The sequence below is a fragment of the Streptomyces sp. NBC_01426 genome (genome assembly GCF_036231985.1).
GTDB lineage: Bacteria > Actinomycetota > Actinomycetes > Streptomycetales > Streptomycetaceae > Streptomyces.
In genome coordinates, this window is the sequence record NZ_CP109500.1 from 293,463 (window position 1) to 310,288 (window position 16,826).

The 16,826-nt window shown below is 71.9% G+C and carries 17 protein-coding genes; 3 read left to right on the forward strand and 14 right to left on the reverse strand.

The window, feature by feature from the left end; all coding sequences use genetic code 11:
* Positions 1-24 precede the first annotated feature (24 nt).
* Together asnB and OG906_RS01450 are read right to left on the reverse strand one after the other, a co-directional pair.
* The gene (gene asnB / locus OG906_RS01445; RefSeq protein WP_329439154.1) at positions 25-1,869 is read right to left on the reverse strand and encodes an asparagine synthase (glutamine-hydrolyzing); all 1,845 of its coding nucleotides are present in this window, start codon (positions 1,867-1,869) and stop codon (positions 25-27) included.
* The gene (locus OG906_RS01450) at positions 1,818-2,918 is read right to left on the reverse strand and encodes a hypothetical protein (protein ID WP_329439156.1); all 1,101 of its coding nucleotides are present in this window, start codon (positions 2,916-2,918) and stop codon (positions 1,818-1,820) included. The genes asnB and OG906_RS01450 overlap by 52 nt, the downstream gene beginning before the upstream one ends.
* Positions 2,919-3,034: 116 nt before the next feature.
* On the opposite strand from OG906_RS01450, the gene OG906_RS01455 reads away from it, so the two are divergent.
* Positions 3,035-3,535, forward strand: coding sequence for an NUDIX hydrolase (locus tag OG906_RS01455; RefSeq protein ID WP_329439157.1), 501 nt, complete (start codon positions 3,035-3,037; stop codon positions 3,533-3,535).
* Here OG906_RS01455 and OG906_RS01460 read toward each other — a convergent pair.
* Positions 3,492-4,589 (reverse strand): hypothetical protein, encoded by a 1,098-nt coding sequence (locus OG906_RS01460; protein WP_329439159.1) that lies wholly within the window; start codon positions 4,587-4,589, stop codon positions 3,492-3,494. The two genes, OG906_RS01455 and OG906_RS01460, sit on opposite strands and share 44 nt — an antisense overlap.
* 127 nt (positions 4,590-4,716) lie before the next feature.
* Positions 4,717-5,418 (reverse strand): SDR family NAD(P)-dependent oxidoreductase, encoded by a 702-nt coding sequence (locus tag OG906_RS01465; protein ID WP_329439161.1) that lies wholly within the window; start codon positions 5,416-5,418, stop codon positions 4,717-4,719.
* A gap of 162 nt (positions 5,419-5,580) precedes the next feature.
* Between OG906_RS01465 and OG906_RS01470 the strand changes: the two genes are divergently transcribed.
* Together OG906_RS01470 and OG906_RS01475 are read left to right on the forward strand one after the other, a co-directional pair.
* Complete coding sequence (locus OG906_RS01470) at positions 5,581-6,144, forward strand: hypothetical protein (RefSeq protein ID WP_329439163.1); 564 nt, start codon at positions 5,581-5,583, stop codon at positions 6,142-6,144.
* Positions 6,141-7,115: an aminoglycoside phosphotransferase family protein gene (locus tag OG906_RS01475; RefSeq protein ID WP_329439165.1), complete on the forward strand. Its 975-nt coding sequence runs from the start codon at positions 6,141-6,143 to the stop codon at positions 7,113-7,115. Before OG906_RS01470 ends, OG906_RS01475 begins: the two co-directional genes overlap by 4 nt.
* Before the next feature lie 21 nt (positions 7,116-7,136).
* On the opposite strand, the gene OG906_RS01480 is transcribed toward OG906_RS01475, so the two are convergent.
* The 10 genes from OG906_RS01480 to OG906_RS01525 form a co-directional block, all read right to left on the reverse strand.
* Entirely contained in the window at positions 7,137-8,279 is a 1,143-nt protein-coding gene (locus OG906_RS01480; protein ID WP_329439167.1) for a hypothetical protein, read from the reverse strand.
* 78 nt (positions 8,280-8,357) lie between these two features.
* Positions 8,358-9,167 (reverse strand): histidinol-phosphatase, encoded by an 810-nt coding sequence (locus OG906_RS01485; RefSeq protein ID WP_329439169.1) that lies wholly within the window; start codon positions 9,165-9,167, stop codon positions 8,358-8,360.
* Between the two features lie 3 nt (positions 9,168-9,170).
* Positions 9,171-9,959, reverse strand: a complete 789-nt coding sequence (locus tag OG906_RS01490) for an SDR family NAD(P)-dependent oxidoreductase (protein WP_329439171.1) — start codon at positions 9,957-9,959, stop codon at positions 9,171-9,173.
* On the reverse strand, positions 9,956-10,963 hold the full coding sequence (locus OG906_RS01495; RefSeq protein WP_329439173.1) for a hypothetical protein: 1,008 nt from the start codon (positions 10,961-10,963) through the stop codon (positions 9,956-9,958). Before OG906_RS01495 ends, OG906_RS01490 begins: the two co-directional genes overlap by 4 nt.
* Positions 10,960-12,150 carry a methionine adenosyltransferase gene (locus tag OG906_RS01500; RefSeq protein WP_329439175.1) on the reverse strand — a complete coding sequence of 397 codons (1,191 nt, stop codon included), beginning with the start codon at positions 12,148-12,150 and terminating at the stop codon, positions 10,960-10,962. The genes OG906_RS01495 and OG906_RS01500 overlap by 4 nt, the downstream gene beginning before the upstream one ends.
* Positions 12,151-12,183: 33 nt before the next feature.
* Positions 12,184-13,251: an inositol-3-phosphate synthase gene (locus tag OG906_RS01505; RefSeq protein WP_267802680.1), complete on the reverse strand. Its 1,068-nt coding sequence runs from the start codon at positions 13,249-13,251 to the stop codon at positions 12,184-12,186.
* A 104-nt stretch (positions 13,252-13,355) separates the two neighbouring features.
* Positions 13,356-14,372, reverse strand: coding sequence for an NAD-dependent epimerase/dehydratase family protein (locus OG906_RS01510; protein WP_267827109.1), 1,017 nt, complete (start codon positions 14,370-14,372; stop codon positions 13,356-13,358).
* Complete coding sequence (locus OG906_RS01515; RefSeq protein ID WP_267802682.1) at positions 14,369-14,812, reverse strand: type II toxin-antitoxin system RatA family toxin; 444 nt, start codon at positions 14,810-14,812, stop codon at positions 14,369-14,371. Before OG906_RS01515 ends, OG906_RS01510 begins: the two co-directional genes overlap by 4 nt.
* 36 nt (positions 14,813-14,848) lie before the next feature.
* A complete protein-coding gene (locus OG906_RS01520; protein WP_329439183.1) occupies positions 14,849-16,018 on the reverse strand; it encodes an acyl-CoA dehydrogenase family protein in 1,170 nt (389 codons plus the stop codon).
* Positions 16,019-16,165: 147 nt separating this feature from the next.
* A complete protein-coding gene (locus OG906_RS01525) occupies positions 16,166-16,819 on the reverse strand; it encodes an HAD family hydrolase (RefSeq protein WP_329439185.1) in 654 nt (217 codons plus the stop codon).
* Between the last annotated feature and the right edge of the window lie 7 nt (positions 16,820-16,826).

Sequence of the window (16,826 nt, forward strand, 5' to 3'; positions counted from 1 at the left end):
GCGCGCCGCCCGGGTGACGGGGTCTCACGGAAGGGGCAGGAGGGACAGTTCCAGGATCATCAGGCCCCACACCAGTCGGGCCTGGTCGCGGCGGACGGCGTGCGTGTCCAGGACTTCGCGGACGGCGGCGCCGCTGAGGAATCCGTCGGTGCTCAGCCGGGGCCGGGACAGCACGTCGTGCGCGAACTCCCAGAGTTTGGTGCCGGGTGCCAGGAAAGCGTCGACGGGGAAGGTGAAGGGTTGTTTCTGCCGTGTCCGCACCGATTCCGGGACGAGCGGGGCGCCGGCGTCCCACAGGATCCCTTTGCGTCGGACCGTGGTGGCCTTCAGCGTGTCGGGGGTTCGGCGTGCGAAGTCGGTGACGGTCGGCTGGCAGTAGGGCACCCGGCCCTCGATCCCGTGGGCCATGGAGAGGTGGTCGAGCTTGCGGAGGTTGAGGCCGGGGAGTTTGTGCAGCCGGTCGAAGGTGAGCAGTTGCTCCAGGCGTGCGGGGGCCGGCGGGCCGAGCAGTTCCCGCGCGCGGGCGCGGCTGCTTCCGCCGGAGTCGAGCAGCGCCCGGTACTCGGGCGTGTAGAGCCGGCGGTAGCGCTCGTGTGGGATCAGCGAGAGCCGGTCGAGGTAGCGCTCGGGCCACGTGTCGTCGGTGGCGGCGAGCGCGGTGCTGTAGCGGCGGTAGCCGCCGAACTGTTCGTCCGCGCCGTCGCCGACGAAGCACACGCGGAAGGACCGCCGGGCGATCTCCCGGAAGAGGACGTGGGCGCTCAGCGCGTGGGGTGTGGCGTTGGGAGAGCCCAGCGCCGCCACCATGGGCGGGATCAGTTCGGGCAGCTCCGCCTCGCGGATCTCGACCACTTCGAGCGGGATGCCGGCGTGCGCGGCGGCGTCCCGCGCGTAGGTCTCCTCGTCGGACGGGTGCGTGCCTTCGTGGGTCACGTGGAAGCCGGTGACGTCGGTGCGGCGGCGGCCCAGCAGGGTCGCCAGGACGGCGGAGTCGAGGCCTCCGGAGAGCTGTACGGCCACGGGCGCGGACTGCAGTGACATTCGCTCCACCTCCCCCGTCAGCAGGGAGCCGAGGCGGGCGGGCGTGCAGGTGCCGTCGGGCGGGGGCGTCTCGGTGTGTCGCCCCGCTCGGAGGACGGTCGCGTGGCCGTCGTGGACCAGGTGTTCGCCCGCGCGGAGGGCGGACACACCGGTGTACAGCGACGAACCGGGCGGCAGGCACTGCCAGTTCAGGTAGTGGTCGACGGCGTGGGGATCCACGTCGGGGCGGCTCGTCCGCAGGGCGGCGAGGCCGCGCGGTTCGGATGCGAAGGTGACGCCGTCGGCAGTGGCCTCGTAGTAGAGGCTCTTGACGGCCAGCGGGTCGCTCCACAGCTTCAGCCTGCGCCCTGAGCGCAGGTCCACCAGGGCGATGGCGTACATGCCTTCGAGCCGGTCCACGAAGCGGTCGCCGTGCAGTTCGTAGTAGGGAAGCAGGACGGAGCCGTCGCAGTCGCCGTCGACGTGCACCCCGTGCGCGGCGAGTTCCCGCCTGATGGTGCGGAAGTTGTAGATCTCGCCGTTGAACACGGCGTGCACCGAGCCGTCGGCGTTGGTGAACGGTTGGCGGCCGTGCGACGGGTCCTGGATCGCGAGGCGGTTGCAGCCCAGGCCCCAGTCCTCCCCCCGGACGTGGGCCTGCCGGTCGGGGCCGCCGGGCAGCTGGGCGTCACGCGCGGCCTCCATCGCGCGCACGTCGCGATCGGATCCGAAGTGGCCGTAGATCCGGCACAAGGGTGTCTCCCCCAGGTGGTCGACGGAGGCCTGGCGCGGCCCCCTCAGGCGGACTTGTTGTTCTCCCCGACGGGTGCCGTACGGCCCTTCGCCCACTCCTGGAGCGGCAGGTGGTGCGGAGCCGCCTCGCGGGCGGTCATGGCGGAGAGCAGCTCGCGCAGGGACGGCAGGCCGGGCTCGACCTCGCGGGCGCGGAAGCAGTACTCGTTGGAGATCTCGGCGTTCCAGGTCATGCTCTCGTGGAGTTCTTCCTTCAGCAGGCCGAGGAAGTCCGCGCGGCCGACGAACGCCTCCGCCTTCTCCCGCCCGGCCCGGATCTCGGCGAAGGCGAGGTCGATGAGGTCGAGCCACTCCAGGACGGCATCGGCGGCATCGGCCTGCGGCCCGATGCCGAGAGCGTTCAACTCAACGAACCGGTGTGCCAGTTCGGCCGAAACGGGGAGGCGGGCGAGGAAGCGGGCCAGGTACTTCGGGTTGCGGTTGGTGTTGCCGTGGACGTGTGTCAGGCCCCGGAAGGTGTCGACGCCCAGCTTGCGCGCCGCGATCAGCGCCGAGGTGTGGTCTCCTTGCGCCCACATGCCGGCCAGGTCGCGGAAGTCGGGGTAGCTGCCGACGGCCGCGCGGAAGGCCGTGTAGGCCACCTCCCCGGGGCGCACCTCGGCGGTGAGCTCCGCGAACGCGGGGACGTTGGTGAGCGGGATCCCGTACGTGAGCCGCGACAGGACGCGGAAGTCGACGGCCGACGCCGCGAAGCCGGAGGACTTGCGGGCGCGGGTCCGCATCTGGGCGTAGAGCCGCGCGTGCGAGGCGAGCATGGCGGCGACCTCGTGGACCGTCCAGTACTCGACGTCCACGCCGAGCAGGCTGTGGGGCAGGTAGTCGAAACTCGCCTTCACCCGGTCGCCGCTGGTGTAGTACCGCATGTGCTGCTCGCGGGGGAAGGTGTCGCGGTGGAACCTGTCGTCCTTGGACCGGGCGATGACGCAGAAGTCGAAGTCCGAGGACGGGGTGCCCGAGCCGTCCACGAGCGAACCGGACAGCATCAGGATGTCGTCGTCGGCGAGGTGGATCTTCGCGAGGACGGCCTCCTCGTCGAAGTCGTCCATGCCGGGGACCGCGGCGACGTGGGTACGGAAGGAGAGCACGGCTGCCCTTCCCCTCTCTGTTCTGGGTGCGATGTCCCGGCCGGTGGCCGGCCGGATGGAAGCGGTGGAACCGGGCAACCGGACGCGGTCACCCGTGCGGCGCGTACGGTGTACCGGTGACTTCGCTGAAGCTTCGGCACTCGGTGCGCGCGATCGTGTTGGACGAGGAGGACCGCGTCCTGTTGTGCCGGTTCCACCTGCGCGAGCCGGCGGGAGCGCTCGTCCTGTGGGCGACGCCCGGTGGGGGCCTGGACCCGGGCGAGGGCCCGCTCGACGCCCTGCGCCGGGAGTTGCGCGAGGAGGTGGGGCTCGCCCTCACCGGCGGTGATCCGCCGCACGTGTGGCACCAGGAGGTGGTGCGTCCCGACGTCAGCCGGGGGTACGACGGCGCCGTGAACGACTACTACCTCGTGCGCGTCGCGGCCTTCACCCCGCGCGGGGAGCTGACCGCCGAGGAGCTCGCCGCCGAGAACATCACCGGCACGCGGTGGTGGCGGGCGCCGGAGATCGTCGGGTACCGCGGCCCGGACCTCTTCGCCCCGCGCGATCTCGGCACCCCGCTCACCGCCCTGCTCACCGGTGGCGCCCCGGACCGGCCGGTGCGGCTCGGTCTGTGAGTCGGTGCTCCGGGGAGCGTGCGGGCGCCGGCACGCGGGCGCGGAGGTGGTCGGCGAGCCGGACCACCTCGCGGCTGGCGTCCTTGAACGCGTACCGGAAACGGAAGGTGGGAAGCGCCGCGAGGGCGTCACGGGTCCGGCCGGCGGCGGCGTCGTCCGGTGCGTGGCCGAAGATGTTGAGGTGCTTGTTGGGCAGGCCCAGGACGTGGCGCTCCAGCAGGCCGGCGCGCTCGGCCGGCGGTACGTCCGCCGCGCCGGTCTCCGACGGGTCGTCGGCGAGGCTGAGGTGGACGATCGCGTCGACGGTTGCCGATCGGCCGATGCGGGTGTCCAGCAGGTTCGCGTACTCCCAGGGGTAGATCAGGGCCGTGCCGTGCTCCTCGACGCCCGATTCGCGCAGGCTGTCCAGCGTCTGGTTGGCGGGATGCGTCAGCGAGGAGCGCGCCGCTCGCGCCGCTTCCGGTCCGAACAACAGGTCCAGGGTGTCCAGCCGTACCGAGACGGATCTCGGCCACCCGACGCCGCGGACCCCGTTCCCGTCCGGTTGCGCCGTGAGGCTCACGTCGTCGTTGCACACCATGACGCCCGCGCCGTGCAGCACGCTCGCCATGACGAAGGTGGTCTTGCCGGACCGGCTGCCGCCGACGAGGGCGACGCCCAGTCCGTCCAGTTCCACGAGTCCGGCGTGCAGGAAGAGCATGCCCTGTCGGCTCGCCGTCGAGCGGTGGATCGCCCGGGTCGCCCGCAGGAGGGACTGGGTGGCCCAGGCCTCGCCCTCGGGGGCCAGGTGGTAGAGGGTCTTGCGGGCGCGATCGACGGCGTAGTGGAGGCTCGACTCACCCTGCGCGGTGACCGTTTCCGGCAGGGCGCTCGCCGGTGGCTCGGTGTCGGCGACGACCTCCCAGGCCCCGGGTGGGCAGGGGCCCGGTTCGAGGGAGAGGTAGGGGCGTGCGAGGCGGTCGATGTGCCGCGCCACGGACGGCGAGCACGTCAGGCCGGTGCTGTCGACGTGTGAACGGACGGTGTACCGGTGCGTGGGTGCGCTCGATGTCATGTCGCATATCACCCCCGTGTCTGGGTGGGGGCCCGCGCCGTGCCGGGTCCCGATCGTCACGGCCGATCATGACAAGGACGGCCGGGCCTGTCCCGGGCGATTCCGCAGAGCGGAACGGACATGGGATTCAGTCGGGTTCCGACACCATCGGCCCGCGCGTGTCCCAGCCCAGTTCGTCGACCCCCCGGAAGAACCGGCCGTTGGACCGTGCGGCGGGCACGCCGAGCAGTCGTACCAGGTCGGCGGCGGCCGGAGCGGGCTCGTTCGGGGCGTCCGGCGTTCCCATCTCGGTACGGATCCAGCCGGGGCAGTACGCGAAGGAGGCCAGGTCACCGGGGGTCGCGGCGAAGTGTCGGGCCACGGAGAGGATCAGGGAGTTGGCGGCCAGCTTGGACGACCGGTAGGCGAAGGAGGCCCCGTCCGCGTCCTGGAGGCGTCCCATGCCGGAGGAGACGCAGACGATCCGACCCGAGCCCCGGGCGAGCATCTGCGGGGCGTACCGCAGGACCAGTCGGGCGGTACCGAACAGGTTGACCTCGAAGGTGTCCCGCAGGTCGTCGACGGTGAGCGAGAAGAGGTCGCCGTAACCGCCGCGGGGATCGTCCAGGTAGACGCCCGCGTTGCCGACCAGCACGTCGACGTCCTCGGCGGCGAAGAGGTCGTCGGCGAGCGGCTCGCGCAGATCGAGGGCCCGGTAGTCGTCGACGTGGTCGCCGCCCGGCGAGGGCGACAGGCCCACGCCCAGGACGCGGTAGCCGGCCGCGCGGAGCGCACGGCACAGGTGGACCCCCAGGCCCCGGGAGACACCGGACACGAGTGCATTCGGCATGGCGGCGAGCGTAGCCGCCGCTCGGCGATCTGTCCGTACCCCGGGCCCGGTTCCGGGCCGGCGCGACGCGGCCCGGCTTCCCGTGCGCCGTGTCGCACGACGGGTCGGCCGGTTAGTCTGGTGCGCCCGGTCAAGGGACACCCGAGGAAGGGGAGGCGTCGGATGCACACGCACCGACTGCTCGTCACGGGGCCGAGTGGGGCGGGCAGCACCACGCTCGGCCGCGCGCTCGCGACCCTGTGGGCGGCGGCTCACGCGGACGTGGACGACTACCTGTGGCTGCCCACCATTCCGCCGTACATCCACAAACGTCCCGCCGAGGCACGTCTGGCGCTGATGGACGCGCTGTTCGTGCCGCGCGCCGCCTGGGTGCTGTCCGGGACGCTGCGGGGTTGGGGCGACGGTGTGATCGCGCAGGTCGACGGCGTGGTGTTCCTGACCATCGACCCGAAGGTCCGGATGGACCGGCTGATGCGCCGTGAGGTCGTCCGGTACGGCGACAACATCGGCTCGGGCGGGGAGCTGGAGACGGCCCACCACGACTTCATGGACTGGGCGAAGCGCTACGAGGACACCGACGTGCCGGGCCGAAGGTCCAAGGACGAGCGCTGGCTGGCGGGGCTCACGTGTCCGGTGCTGCGGCTGGACAGCGCCCTGCCGTTGGACAAGCTGGTCACGGCGGTGACCGACTGGTTCGAGGGCGGTGCGGCGGGCCGGCCCTCGTGACGGGGGCCGCGCCGCCCACCGTCCCCGAGGTCGTCGAGCTCATCGCCGCGGGGCAGGCCGAACTCCTCGACGGTAGGGGCCTCAACGCCTCCTACCGGGTGACCTGGGGCGGCCGGGTGCTGTCGGTGAAGGTGCACTGCGCGGAGCGCTCCTGCGCCGCGGAGTTCCGGCGGATCGGCCGCGTCGATTCCGCCCTGCGCGGCATGCCCTGGTACCCGCCGGTGCTCGACCTGGGCTTCCAAGGGGCGGAGCGGCCCCGGCTGGTGGTGGTGCGTCCGTACGCGCCAGGAACGCCGTCGGACGACGCGCGGCGGCACATCGGCGGGGTCGTGGACGTCCTCGCCGACCTGGCGGCGCGTGCGGCGGGGGTGCGCGCCGAAGACGCGCTGGTCGGGGACTACGCCTCGCCGTGGCTGGAGGGGGCTCCGTCGGAGCGCCCACTCGTGGACCCGCTGCTGACCGGTGAGTGGCGGGGGCTGGGCCGCGCCGTGGACGCGCACCTCGGCGAACTTCTGGACGGCGCGGCCCGGTTGACGAGCGCGGAGGGGCTGCTGGTGCACCACGGCGACCTGCACGGCCGCAACCTCATATCGGACGGCACCGGCCGGTTGACGGTGATCGACTGGGACGAGGCCGGCTTCTCCCGTCGGCCCGCCGACGCGGGCAAGGCGCTGTGGCTCTCCTGCCGCCTCGGGCGGGGGGACTTCGCGCTGGACCCGAAGGCGACGGGCCTCTTCCTCGGCCGGCTGCACGCCCGTCTGGACATCCCGTACTCCGACGCCCGTGACCTGGCCCTCCTCGGCGCCCTGTGGTTCCTGCCCAGGCACGGCCACGTCACCCTGCTGGGGCGGCGTGACGCGAGCCTGGGCACCTGGTACCTCGGCTGGGTGCTGCGCTTCTGGACGCGTTTCCGCGGGAATCTGGACCTGGTCGCCAAGATTGCCTCGGAGTTGGAGGCGGGCGGGCGCTGAACCGTGTTCCGGCGGACGCCCTCACGTGCGTACGCGGTCCTCGAAGTCGGCCGCGAGCCGGGCCACATCGGCCGCGCTGCCCACGGAGCAGCGCAACACGGGCAGTTTCGCCAGGTGTTCCAGGAAGGCGTCGATCGAGGGGGGCGCCGCCCGCCGCCGAACGGGGACGTTCAGCCAGTCCTCGCCGTACAGGTTGTCGTCGAGGGAGAAGCAGTTCCGGGTGATCACCTCGGTGGCGTGGGTGGCACTGGCGGGGGCGAGGGAGTAGTCCGCCTCGCGGTCCACACGGGGCAGGATCACTCCCGCCAGCGGTGCGTTCGGCACGACGCGGACCCCGAGGTACCGGCCGACTTCCTGTGAGCTCAGTTTCAGCTTGTCCTCGCCCTGGAACCGGTCCCAGTCCGATCCGGCCTGGGGGAAGCCGGCCCGCACGGACCAGGATCCGAAGTCGGTGATGCCCATGACGTCGAGGGAGCCCTTGTTGACGGCGAGCGGCAGCGGACAGGCCGTCACCTGGTAGCCCTGTCCGCGCCGGTCGAGGTGCATGCGGTCGTTGCCCATCCAGCCGGCCGAGGGCAGCAGCCGGGCCAGCGCGATGGCCGTCGTCGACTTGCCGGCCCCGGAGTCACCGATCACCAGGTAGGCGCCGTCGTCGTACACGAAGGCGGAGGAGTGCAGGACCAGCGAGCCTTCGGCCTTGGCGATCCTGGTGGCCACGTCGCGGATGATCCGGGTGAGCCACCGGTCCCCCAGCCCGGACCGGGGGCGCAGGAGGGTCATGCGCCCTTCGGTGCGGATCAGGGCGGCGACCTCGTCGGAGTTCTGGTCCCGGAGCACGAAGACGGTGTGGCCCTCGGCGTCGAAGCGGGGCTGTCGGTAGTGCCGCGTGAGTTCGTACGCGCCCCGTACGGCCGTCTCGGCCGACCGACGGAGCAACTCGGCCACGGTGGAGGGGTCCCGGGCCACGTCGGCGATCACGAGGTCCGGGGCCTCCTCTCCGTCGGTCTCGGCGACGCCGAGCATGCCCGGCGGGCAGAAGGTCTCCGAGACCAGGCCGCCGGCCTCGGGCGAATTGGTGACGATCTTCAACGTCTGGTCCCGGACGCGCAGGAACCGGGTGGTCGCCCCGTCCGGGTCACGGGATACGAGGTCACTGACGAGCATGGGGACTCCACGGGGAACGGTCGGGAACATCCTGCGGGGGTGTCGCGGTGGCGGCCGAAGCGGCCACCGCGGCAGCGGTCAGAACAGCGGGCGGGTCACGGGGGCGCCGCGGCGGAACACGGTCCAGGTCCGGAACCCGATCTCCCCGAGCACCTTGGCCACCTCCGGGTACTGGTCGGCCACCCGTTCGGGGACGTGTGCGTCGGAGCCGAAGGTGATCGGGACCCGGAAGTGATGGGCCCGTTCGAGCAGGTCGAACTCGGGATACCAGCCGCCGCACATCTTGGTGCCGCCGGAGGTGTTGATCTCCATGACGGCGCCGGAGTCCCGGATCGCGCGGAGCATCTCGTCGGAGGCGGCGGGCGCGGGAACGGAGCCGAGCCGGGGGTGGTTGCCCTTCAGCGCGTCCACGTGGCCCATGACGTGGAACAGGCCGGACCGGGCGCAGGCGGCGATCTCCCGGAAGTAGCGCGATTTGACCGCGCCGAGGTCGTCCTCCTCGACGCTCTCCCAGCGGGTGACGTCGAAGATGTCCCGGCCCTCGAACATGTGGACCGAACCGATGACGTAGTCCAGGGGGTACGCGCTCAGCTCCTTCGTGTACGCGTCCATGCTCCCGCGGAAGAAGTCGGCCTCGGTGGAGACGAGGATCTCGATGCTGCCCGCGAACTCCTCCTTGAGGGCGAGCGCCTCGGCGATGTAGGCGGGGAACTGCGACTTCGGCATCGCCACGCGGGGCAGCGCCTGGTCCACCTCCTCCTTGAACATCGGGGTGTGGTCGGAGAGTCCGAGGACCTTGACGCCCCGGTCGAGCGCGGCCGTGACGTAGTCGCGCAGCGATCCCGTGGCGTGCCCGCAGCGCTGGTGGTGGGTGTGCAGGTCTATCACCGCTCACACCGCCAGGTATCCGCCGTCGACCGGCAGGTCGGTGCCGGTGATGAAGCCGGCCTCGGCGGACAGCAGGAACGCGATCGGAGCCGCGATCTCCTCCGGGTCGGCGAACCGTCGCAGCAGGAACTTCCCGCCGTGGTCCGGGGCGGCTTCGGCCGACGCACGGTCGAGGCCGAGGGCCTCGCGGTGGTAGCGCTCGTTGTTGGCGTTCCACACCGTCCCGGGGCTCACCGAGTTGACCCGTACGCCCCGGGGGGCCAGTTCCTGGGCCGCGCAGCGGGTGAAGCCCAGTACCGCCGACTTGCCGGTGTTGTAGGTCAGGTATCCGCTCTGCGCGATGTGCGCCGAGATGGAGGCCATGTTCACGATGGCGGCCCCGGCCGCGTCCTGCGGCAGTCGGGCGACGAATTCCCGGGTGACCAGGGACAGTCCGACGATCGTGGGGTCGAGTGCGGCGTGCCACTCCTGCGGGGTCGCGTCCAGGCCCTTGAAGACGAAGCCGGCGGCGAGGTTCACCAGCAGGGTGGGCGCCGACCAGCCGGCCGGGAGACCGGCGAAGGCCGCCCGTACCGACTCCTCGTCGACCACGTCGCCCACGGCCAGGCTCACCTCGTGGCCGAGCTCGCGCCACTCCTTCACCGCGGCGCGGCCGTGCTCGGCGCTCTTGTCGAGGACGAGGACTCGGCATCCCTCCGCGCACAGTCGCGCGACCACGGCGGCGCCGATGCCCTGGGCGCCGCCGGTGACCACTGCGGTGCGTCCCGCGAGCCCCCGTTCGAGGGTGTTCATGTCGTCCCCAGCCCCTTTCCGGTGGCCCATGCGCGTACGTGGTCGAGCGCGTCGTCGCGGCGCAGCCCCTCGGTGGCGCCGTGCGGCGAGAAGGTCTCCCCGGAGTCCTCGGTGAGGTTGTGGTCGGCGGCGAGCTCCGCCAACGTCGCCGCCGGTACGCCCCGCTCGGCCAGGCTCGCGCCGAAGGCGGTGCTTTCGATGCCGCGTCCGTCGGCCGCCGTGAAGTACCGCCAGGCCTGGAACATGCCCTCCAGGTGGCCTGCCGACAGGTGGACGGCGTTGCGGCCCTCGGAGACGGAGATGCTCCGGCTCCGGGCCAGGGCTCCCAGAGCGCCCCGCAGGGAGTCCGGGGCCGCCCGCGCCGGATGGAGCTCTCCCAGGACCTCCCCGCGCAATGCGTCGATCTCGCGCCGGCTGTGGCATTCCAGGAGTCCGACGAGTGCTCCGGACCCGGTGTAGCCCTCGGCGAGGGCCGGCAGGAAGCCGTTCAGGACGATCACCGGGCGGCCGTCCAGCTCGGTCACCGAGGCGTACGAGCCGGAGCCCAGCTTGTGGATGCCCGCGTCCCGGCAGCGTTCGTCCAGGGCCTGCGGGGTGAGGTCCACCTCCCGGGTCATCGCCTCGTAGGCCCCGAAGGCCTCGCCGGTACCCGTCGTGCCCATCAGGGAGCGCAGTTCCCGCCGGGCACCGGAGGTGAGCACCGCGGGCCCGTCGGCGGCCAGCCGGTGCAGGCGCGGGTAGTGCAGGAGCAGGTACCCGCGCCGCGCGAACTCCCCCGCCGGGACGACGGCCGCGCGGCGCACGTCCACGTCCGCCTCGCCGAGCACCCGTACCGCTTCCGCGGCCGCCTCGGGCGCCGCGGACGGTGTCATGACCTCCGGCTTGACCAGGACCACGAAGTGGCTGCCGGTCGCGGGCGGGGCGGTCGGGGCCGGTCCGGTGTCCGCGCGCGGTCCGCCGGCGCGCGCCCGCGTGACGAGGTCGCGGGCCTGTCGGGCGGTCACCACAGCGTGATGCCCTTCTCGATCAGCTCGACCGTCAGGTCGGCGGAGCTCGCGACGGTGGACTCCACCAGGGCGCGCAGGGCCGGCTCGTCCGCGTCGGGGGTGGTCACGACGACCTCGTCGGGGTGCTCCAGCGGGGCTTCCTTGGAGGTGAAGATGTGCACCTGCGCCGGTCCGCCGAACTCCTCGTGGACCTGTTGGGCCAGCCGCATGGCCATGACGTTGTAGATCTTGCCGGTGTGGTCGAGGGGGTTCTTGCCGGCCGGCGCCTCGATGCTCATGGGACGCATGGGGGTGATGAGGCCGTTGACCCGGTTCCCCCGGCCGACGACGCCCACGTCCCCCGTGTCGGCCACGGACCCGAGGGCGGTGAGGTAGGGGCGGCCGTTGCGGTCGGTGGCGTTCACCAGGAGCCGGACGTCGTGGATGCCCAGGGAGGCGATGTACTTCTCCAGCTCCTCCCGCACGACGGCCTTGCGCGCCAGGTAGTGGTCCATCGACTCGATGTGGGCCGCCAGGAAGGGCATGTTGACCACGAGGCTGAAGGCGTCCCGGCGCCTGCTGCCGAACACCTTGACGTCCCAGCCGGAATCCGGGTGCCGCTGCTTGAAGGGGGCGCCGTTGACGAGCTGTTCCAGTCCGAGCACCACGCTCTCGAGTCGGGACAGCGGGGCGTAGCCGTGGAGCAGGTTGGTGTCGTTGGACACCAGTCCGCCGGAGCGCAGGGGTACGAGGTCCTGCGGCGAGGCGGGCTGGTAGCGGGAGCGGCCGCGGCCCGAGCCCTGGTGGTCGACGACGCCGAGTTCGACGACCAGGTGGCGGGAGGCGTCGAAGCCGGTGGTGACCTCCGCCAGGACTTCCGCGGCCGCGCGGAAGACGATCTCCTGGACGGGAATCTCGACGGTTCCCACCCGGAAGGCGGCCTTCCCGAAGACCATCACCCGGTACGGCGAGGTGAGTTCGCCCCGGCCGTAGTCGGTGTCCGCCCCACCGCCGTAGAGCGTGACCTTGTCGAACCAGTGGTGGGCGACCCCGCCGAACTCCTTGAGGCAGTGGAGGGAGTAGAAGCGGGACATGCGCTCCGCGATGGCGTCGCACATGGTGTCGGGGTGACCCACTCCCTTGCGCTCGACCAGCTCGTAGGGCAGGTCCTCGACCGAGCGGGAGTCGCGTTGTATGGACAGCATGGACCGTCTCTCTGTTCGGTGACCGGGGGCGGCTCAGGAGGCGAAGTCCAGGAACGCGGTCCTGGCCTCGGATTCGGGCAGACCGTGCGGGGGGCTCTTGAAGAGCAGCGGGGAGGGGCCGTCGACCGCGCCGGAAAGGCCCCGATCGCCGGCGGTCTTCGCGGCGCGTACGGCGTTGGCGATGACGCCGGCGGCGTTCGGGCTGTCCTCCACCTGGAGTTTGATGTCGATGCGCACCTGCGAGCCGAGCACGGACTTCGCCGTGACGTTGGCGAAGCAGAGCTTCGTGTCGGCGAGGTGCCCGATGAACCCGGAGGGACCCGCGACCCCGTCGACGTCGGTCATCCCGGCCGCCCGCAGCGCGTTGGCCTTGGAGGTGAACTTGGAGGCGGAGCGGGAGGTGTCCGCGAGGTTCAGGAAGTCGGTGTTCCCGCCGACGTTGAGCTGGTAGGTGCTCTCCAGCTCCAGTCCGCGGCTGAGGAGCAGTTCGATGAGGGCGGTGTGCAGGCACGTGGCTCCGAGATGGCTGCGCAGGTCGTCGCCGAGCAGGACGACGCCCGCGTCCGCGAACCTGCGGCTGACGTTCGCGTCCCGTGCCAGCTCCTCCGGGGTGCAGTTGACGACGGCGGTACCGGCGGTGAGCGCGGCCTGGGCGAACATCCGGATGGCCTGGGAGGCGCCCGTGGGCAGGGCGATGACCAGGACGTCGGCCTCGTGCTCGACGAGGGCCTTGGCCACGTCCTCGGGGGTGGCGTCGCGTGCGGCGGAGGCGATCGGGATCACCGCGCCGAGCGGGCCCGTGAGGCCGTCGAGCACGGGCGCCGGGAGGACCGGGGCGTCGCGGTCGGCGCCGAGCGCGGTGAAGCCGGTGGCGGAGATGGCGGGGGCGGTGAACGCCTGCGCGAGGGGCAGTCCGACCTTCGCCTCGTCCACGTCGAACGCCGCGACGATCCGGACGTCGGCGAGCCGGTAGCCGCCCAGGGTGTGGCACATCAGTCCCGGCAGCCTGGTGTCCGGGTCGGCCTGGGCCAGAGCGACGAACTGGGCGAAGCTCCATGCGCAGTTGCCTGTACCGGCGAGCGCGACACGTATGTTCCTCATGGCGGGTTCTTCCTTCCTGGGCGAACGGCGACACTCCTGGCCCGGCGGGCCGGTCTGCGCCTTCGGGCGGTTTCCCGCGGCGCCGTGTCCGCGGTGCGTACCGGTCAGGTCCGCCACGGTCGGGGGATCCTGCGGGCGGCGCTCGCGTGGGTCTGCGCCCAGCGGCGTATGGAGCGGTGGAGCACCAGGGCGGTGTCGGGCACCCGGTGGGTGACCTCGAACGGTTCGGTGACCGACAGGTAGCCCTGGTAGGCGCGGAACGCGGTGACCCGGAGCAGTTGCGCCCGGTCCAGGTGTTCCTCGGCGAAGGGCAGGTAGAAGCGGTTCCACTGTTCGGGCGTCATGGACGGGAGGCGCTCCAGCGGGGGCACCCCGTGCCGGGCGCGCCAGGTGTTGAGGGCGGCGCGGACCGTTTCGAAGGCCTCGGCCACCGGCTGGGCCCGGTCGCCGCGGCCGAGGATCGACAGTCGTGTGCCCGCCGGTGGGTCGCCGCCGACGAGCCGTGTGACGTGTTCGGCCACGTCGTCGGTGCTGACGATGTCCAGCAGTGCCTTCTCCTCGGCCACCATCGCCGGGACGGCGCCGCTGCACAGGGACGTGGGCAGCCAGAAGAAGCCGCTGTACCGGTCCAGGAGTCCGTCGGCCCGGGCGCCCATCACCACGGGGAAGCGGACGATGTCGGCGCTCTCCCGTTCGGCGTGGACCAGCCGTTCGGTCGCCGCCTTGGACCACTCGTACGAGTTGCGGTACGCCTCCGGGTCGGGCGAGGCGGTGTCCCCGGCGAGGCCGGTGGCGTAGGAGGAGGACAGGTGGACGAGGTGGGTCCGCGGGGTGGTCAGGCCCAGCACCGCCCGCAGCGGGGCGACGTTGGCCTGTTCGGCTTCCTCGAAGGGCAGGTTCCAACGGGTGTCGGCGGCGCAGTGCACCACCGCGTCCCACGGGCCGCGCAGGGCGGGCGGTGGAGCCTCCCGGCCGGCCTGCCAGGCGTGCTGCCGGGGTCCGGCGCCCCCGCGGCGGCTGACGCCGTGGGGGCGGTGACCCGCCGCGGTGAGCGCGCGCATCACGGCACCGCCGACGGCTCCGGTGGCCCCGGTGACCAGGACGCGCGGGTGGTCGGTCACGAGACGGTGATCCGCCGCTCGATGGCGCGGAGCATGTGTTCGGAGTTCTCGCGCAGGGCCTTGGCGGCGACGGGGTTCAGCATGTCGGCCAGCAGGGGTATGCCGATCTCGAAGTCGACCGAGAAGACGACCACCGAGGTGCCGTCGCCTCTGTCGTCGACGCGCCAGTATCCGGTGAACTCGTCGAGGTCTCCGGACACCTGGGAGAACGACATCACCCGCTTCTCCTCGTCGAGTTCGTCCTCCTCCACCCATTCGAGCACGGATCCCTTCAGCAGCACCGACCACTCGCTGGTGCGGGTGCCGCTCTCCGATGCGCCGAGCACGGTCACCGATTCGACGTTCTCCATGTAGGCGGCGTAGTCCTCAAGGCGGGTGACGGCACGCCAGGCGTCGGCGGCCGGGGCCTTGATGGGCAGGTTGACCTCGACGTGGGGCATGGCTGCGTGTCTCCTTCGGGCAGGGGGTCGGCCGGCTCAGACGGCCGGATCGAAGCTGATCTCACGTCCCGTACAGAAGGCTCCGACCACGTCGTCGCACGTCAGCAGGGACGGCGGATGGTGGTGGACGGCGAGCGAGTCGACGAGGAGGGAGGCGGCCGGCTGCCCCTTTCCGTACAGGCGGCTGCCGATGACGGGCGTGAGGGCGGCGAGCACCCGGTCGCGGGTGTCGCTGAGCGAGGCCCGAAGGCCGACGGCCGCGGCCAGCGCGGCCCGGCCCGCGACCGCGCCGGAGGCGACGTCCGCGGCGAGCTGGCGGCAGGATCCGCCGAGGGTCAGCAGTTCGCGGGTGGCGCGGCCGAGGAGGGCGGTCCTCGGGCCGTGGGCCTGCGCCCGGATCACCTGGCGGTACGCCACGTCCAGCAGCCCGCTGAGGACGCCGTGGTAGGTGGCGCTCAGCAGGACCGCGAACCAGACCATCCCGGAGATCACGTTGTCGTCGATGACGTCGGCGGGGCCCCGGTGGAAGACGAGCCGGTCGTCCAGTTCCACGTCGCGCAGGACCAGCCCGGCCGTGTCCGAGTCGGTCATGCCGAGCGAGGACCACTCCCCCTCGACGGTGAGGCCCGGGGACGAGCGGGGGCACAGTGCGAGGATCGTGTCGTCGGTGCCGGTGACCCGGGCCGTCAGGCACACGAGGGTGGCCGTGGTGGCGAGGGAGCAGGGGAACTTCGTCCCCGAGACCCGGTACCCCTTGCCGGTGGGGACCGCTTCGGAGCGGCTGCTCATGAAGTTGGGGCTGCCTCCGGGCTCGGCGAACGCGGACGCGACGAGGGCGCCGGTCCGGGCGATCCCCTCCAGCAGCATCCAGCTGGAGTCCCGGTGGCGCTGCCAGTAGTCGGCCATCAGTCCGACGGTGAAGGCGTGCATGTTGAGCGCGATCGCGGCCGACGGGTCGACCATGCCCAACGCGCGCTGGGCGGCGGCCACTTCGACGAGGCTCGCGCCGGCGCCGCCGAACTCCAGGGGGATCGGAAGGGCCGCGTAGCCGTTCGCTGCGAGGTCCCGGATGCGGTCGGCGCCGGAGGCTCCCTCGCGGGGCGGTCCCGGTGTCCAGGCCGTGCTCCAACCGGCGTTCAGGAGGGACAGGTGGGGGGCTTCGGTGTGGTCGGCCCGTTCCGTCGCGTCCGCGGCGGGATTGGTCATGCCTCTCCCCTCGGATTCGGTTCCGTACGGATCGTCGATCGGTACGGGATGAACACAATCAGACGGCGGCCGTCTTATCAGCAAGTGTTTCTTTGTGCGGAACACGAACCGGCGCGAATTCTCCCCGGGCGACGGAGGAACTGTTGCTCAGAGTTCCAGGAGGGCCAGGAGTCGAGTCGGATCGGGGTGCGCGGGATTCACGCGTACCGTGTCCCAGCCGAGTGCGCGGGCGGGCTCGATGTCGAGTTCCACGGAATCCCCGACCATCACGCGCCGTTCGAACACGCCCTCCCCGATGAGCCGGAATGCGCGGGGGTCCGGCTTCTTCGGGCCGCCGTCCGCCGTGAACAGGGCCCGGTCGTACACCTCGGGCACCTTCAGGCCGTACAGGAGCCTTCGCATGAGGGGGCCCGGGAGGTAGCAGTTGGACATGATGCGGACGGTGTGGCCGGCGACGGCGGCGCGGGACATCGCGTCCGCCATCGGCGTGCACAGGGTGTACTGGTCGGGGTCGGCGCAGCCGAGCGCCTGCCACAGCGTCTCCTCCAGATCCGCGCTCTCCCGTGGTTCGCCCCGCTCCCGCAGGGCCGTGTCCAGCAGGTCGAGGGTCGGCGGCTGGGGCGCACAGGGGTCGGCCAGTGCGGTGAGGATGGCGTCGAACACCGTCCGCACGACGGCCTCCGCCTGCCGCGAATCCAGGGCGAGTACGTCGGTGAGGCAGGCGGTGAAGTGGTCCGCGCCCGGGAGCGGGCGGGACAGGACGAGGGTGTCGAAACAGTCGAAGACCACGACGGCGGGCATGGTGTTC

What these genes read in the sequence shown, in the direction of transcription:
- OG906_RS01480 (WP_329439167.1), bottom strand. Translation starts at nt 8,279, where the DNA reads ATGCTCGTCAGTGACCTCGTATCCCGTGACCCGGACGGGGCGACCACC.
- OG906_RS01500 (WP_329439175.1), bottom strand. Translation starts at nt 12,150, where the DNA reads ATGCTGTCCATACAACGCGACTCCCGCTCGGTCGAGGACCTGCCCTAC.
- OG906_RS01470 (WP_329439163.1), top strand. Translation starts at nt 5,581, where the DNA reads ATGCACACGCACCGACTGCTCGTCACGGGGCCGAGTGGGGCGGGCAGC.
- OG906_RS01465 (WP_329439161.1), bottom strand. Translation starts at nt 5,418, where the DNA reads ATGCCGAATGCACTCGTGTCCGGTGTCTCCCGGGGCCTGGGGGTCCAC.
- OG906_RS01460 (WP_329439159.1), bottom strand. Translation starts at nt 4,589, where the DNA reads ATGACATCGAGCGCACCCACGCACCGGTACACCGTCCGTTCACACGTC.
- OG906_RS01515 (WP_267802682.1), bottom strand. Translation starts at nt 14,812, where the DNA reads ATGCCCCACGTCGAGGTCAACCTGCCCATCAAGGCCCCGGCCGCCGAC.
- OG906_RS01520 (WP_329439183.1), bottom strand. Translation starts at nt 16,018, where the DNA reads ATGACCAATCCCGCCGCGGACGCGACGGAACGGGCCGACCACACCGAA.
- OG906_RS01525 (WP_329439185.1), bottom strand. Translation starts at nt 16,819, where the DNA reads ATGCCCGCCGTCGTGGTCTTCGACTGTTTCGACACCCTCGTCCTGTCC.
- OG906_RS01490 (WP_329439171.1), bottom strand. Translation starts at nt 9,959, where the DNA reads ATGAACACCCTCGAACGGGGGCTCGCGGGACGCACCGCAGTGGTCACC.
- OG906_RS01505 (WP_267802680.1), bottom strand. Translation starts at nt 13,251, where the DNA reads ATGAGGAACATACGTGTCGCGCTCGCCGGTACAGGCAACTGCGCATGG.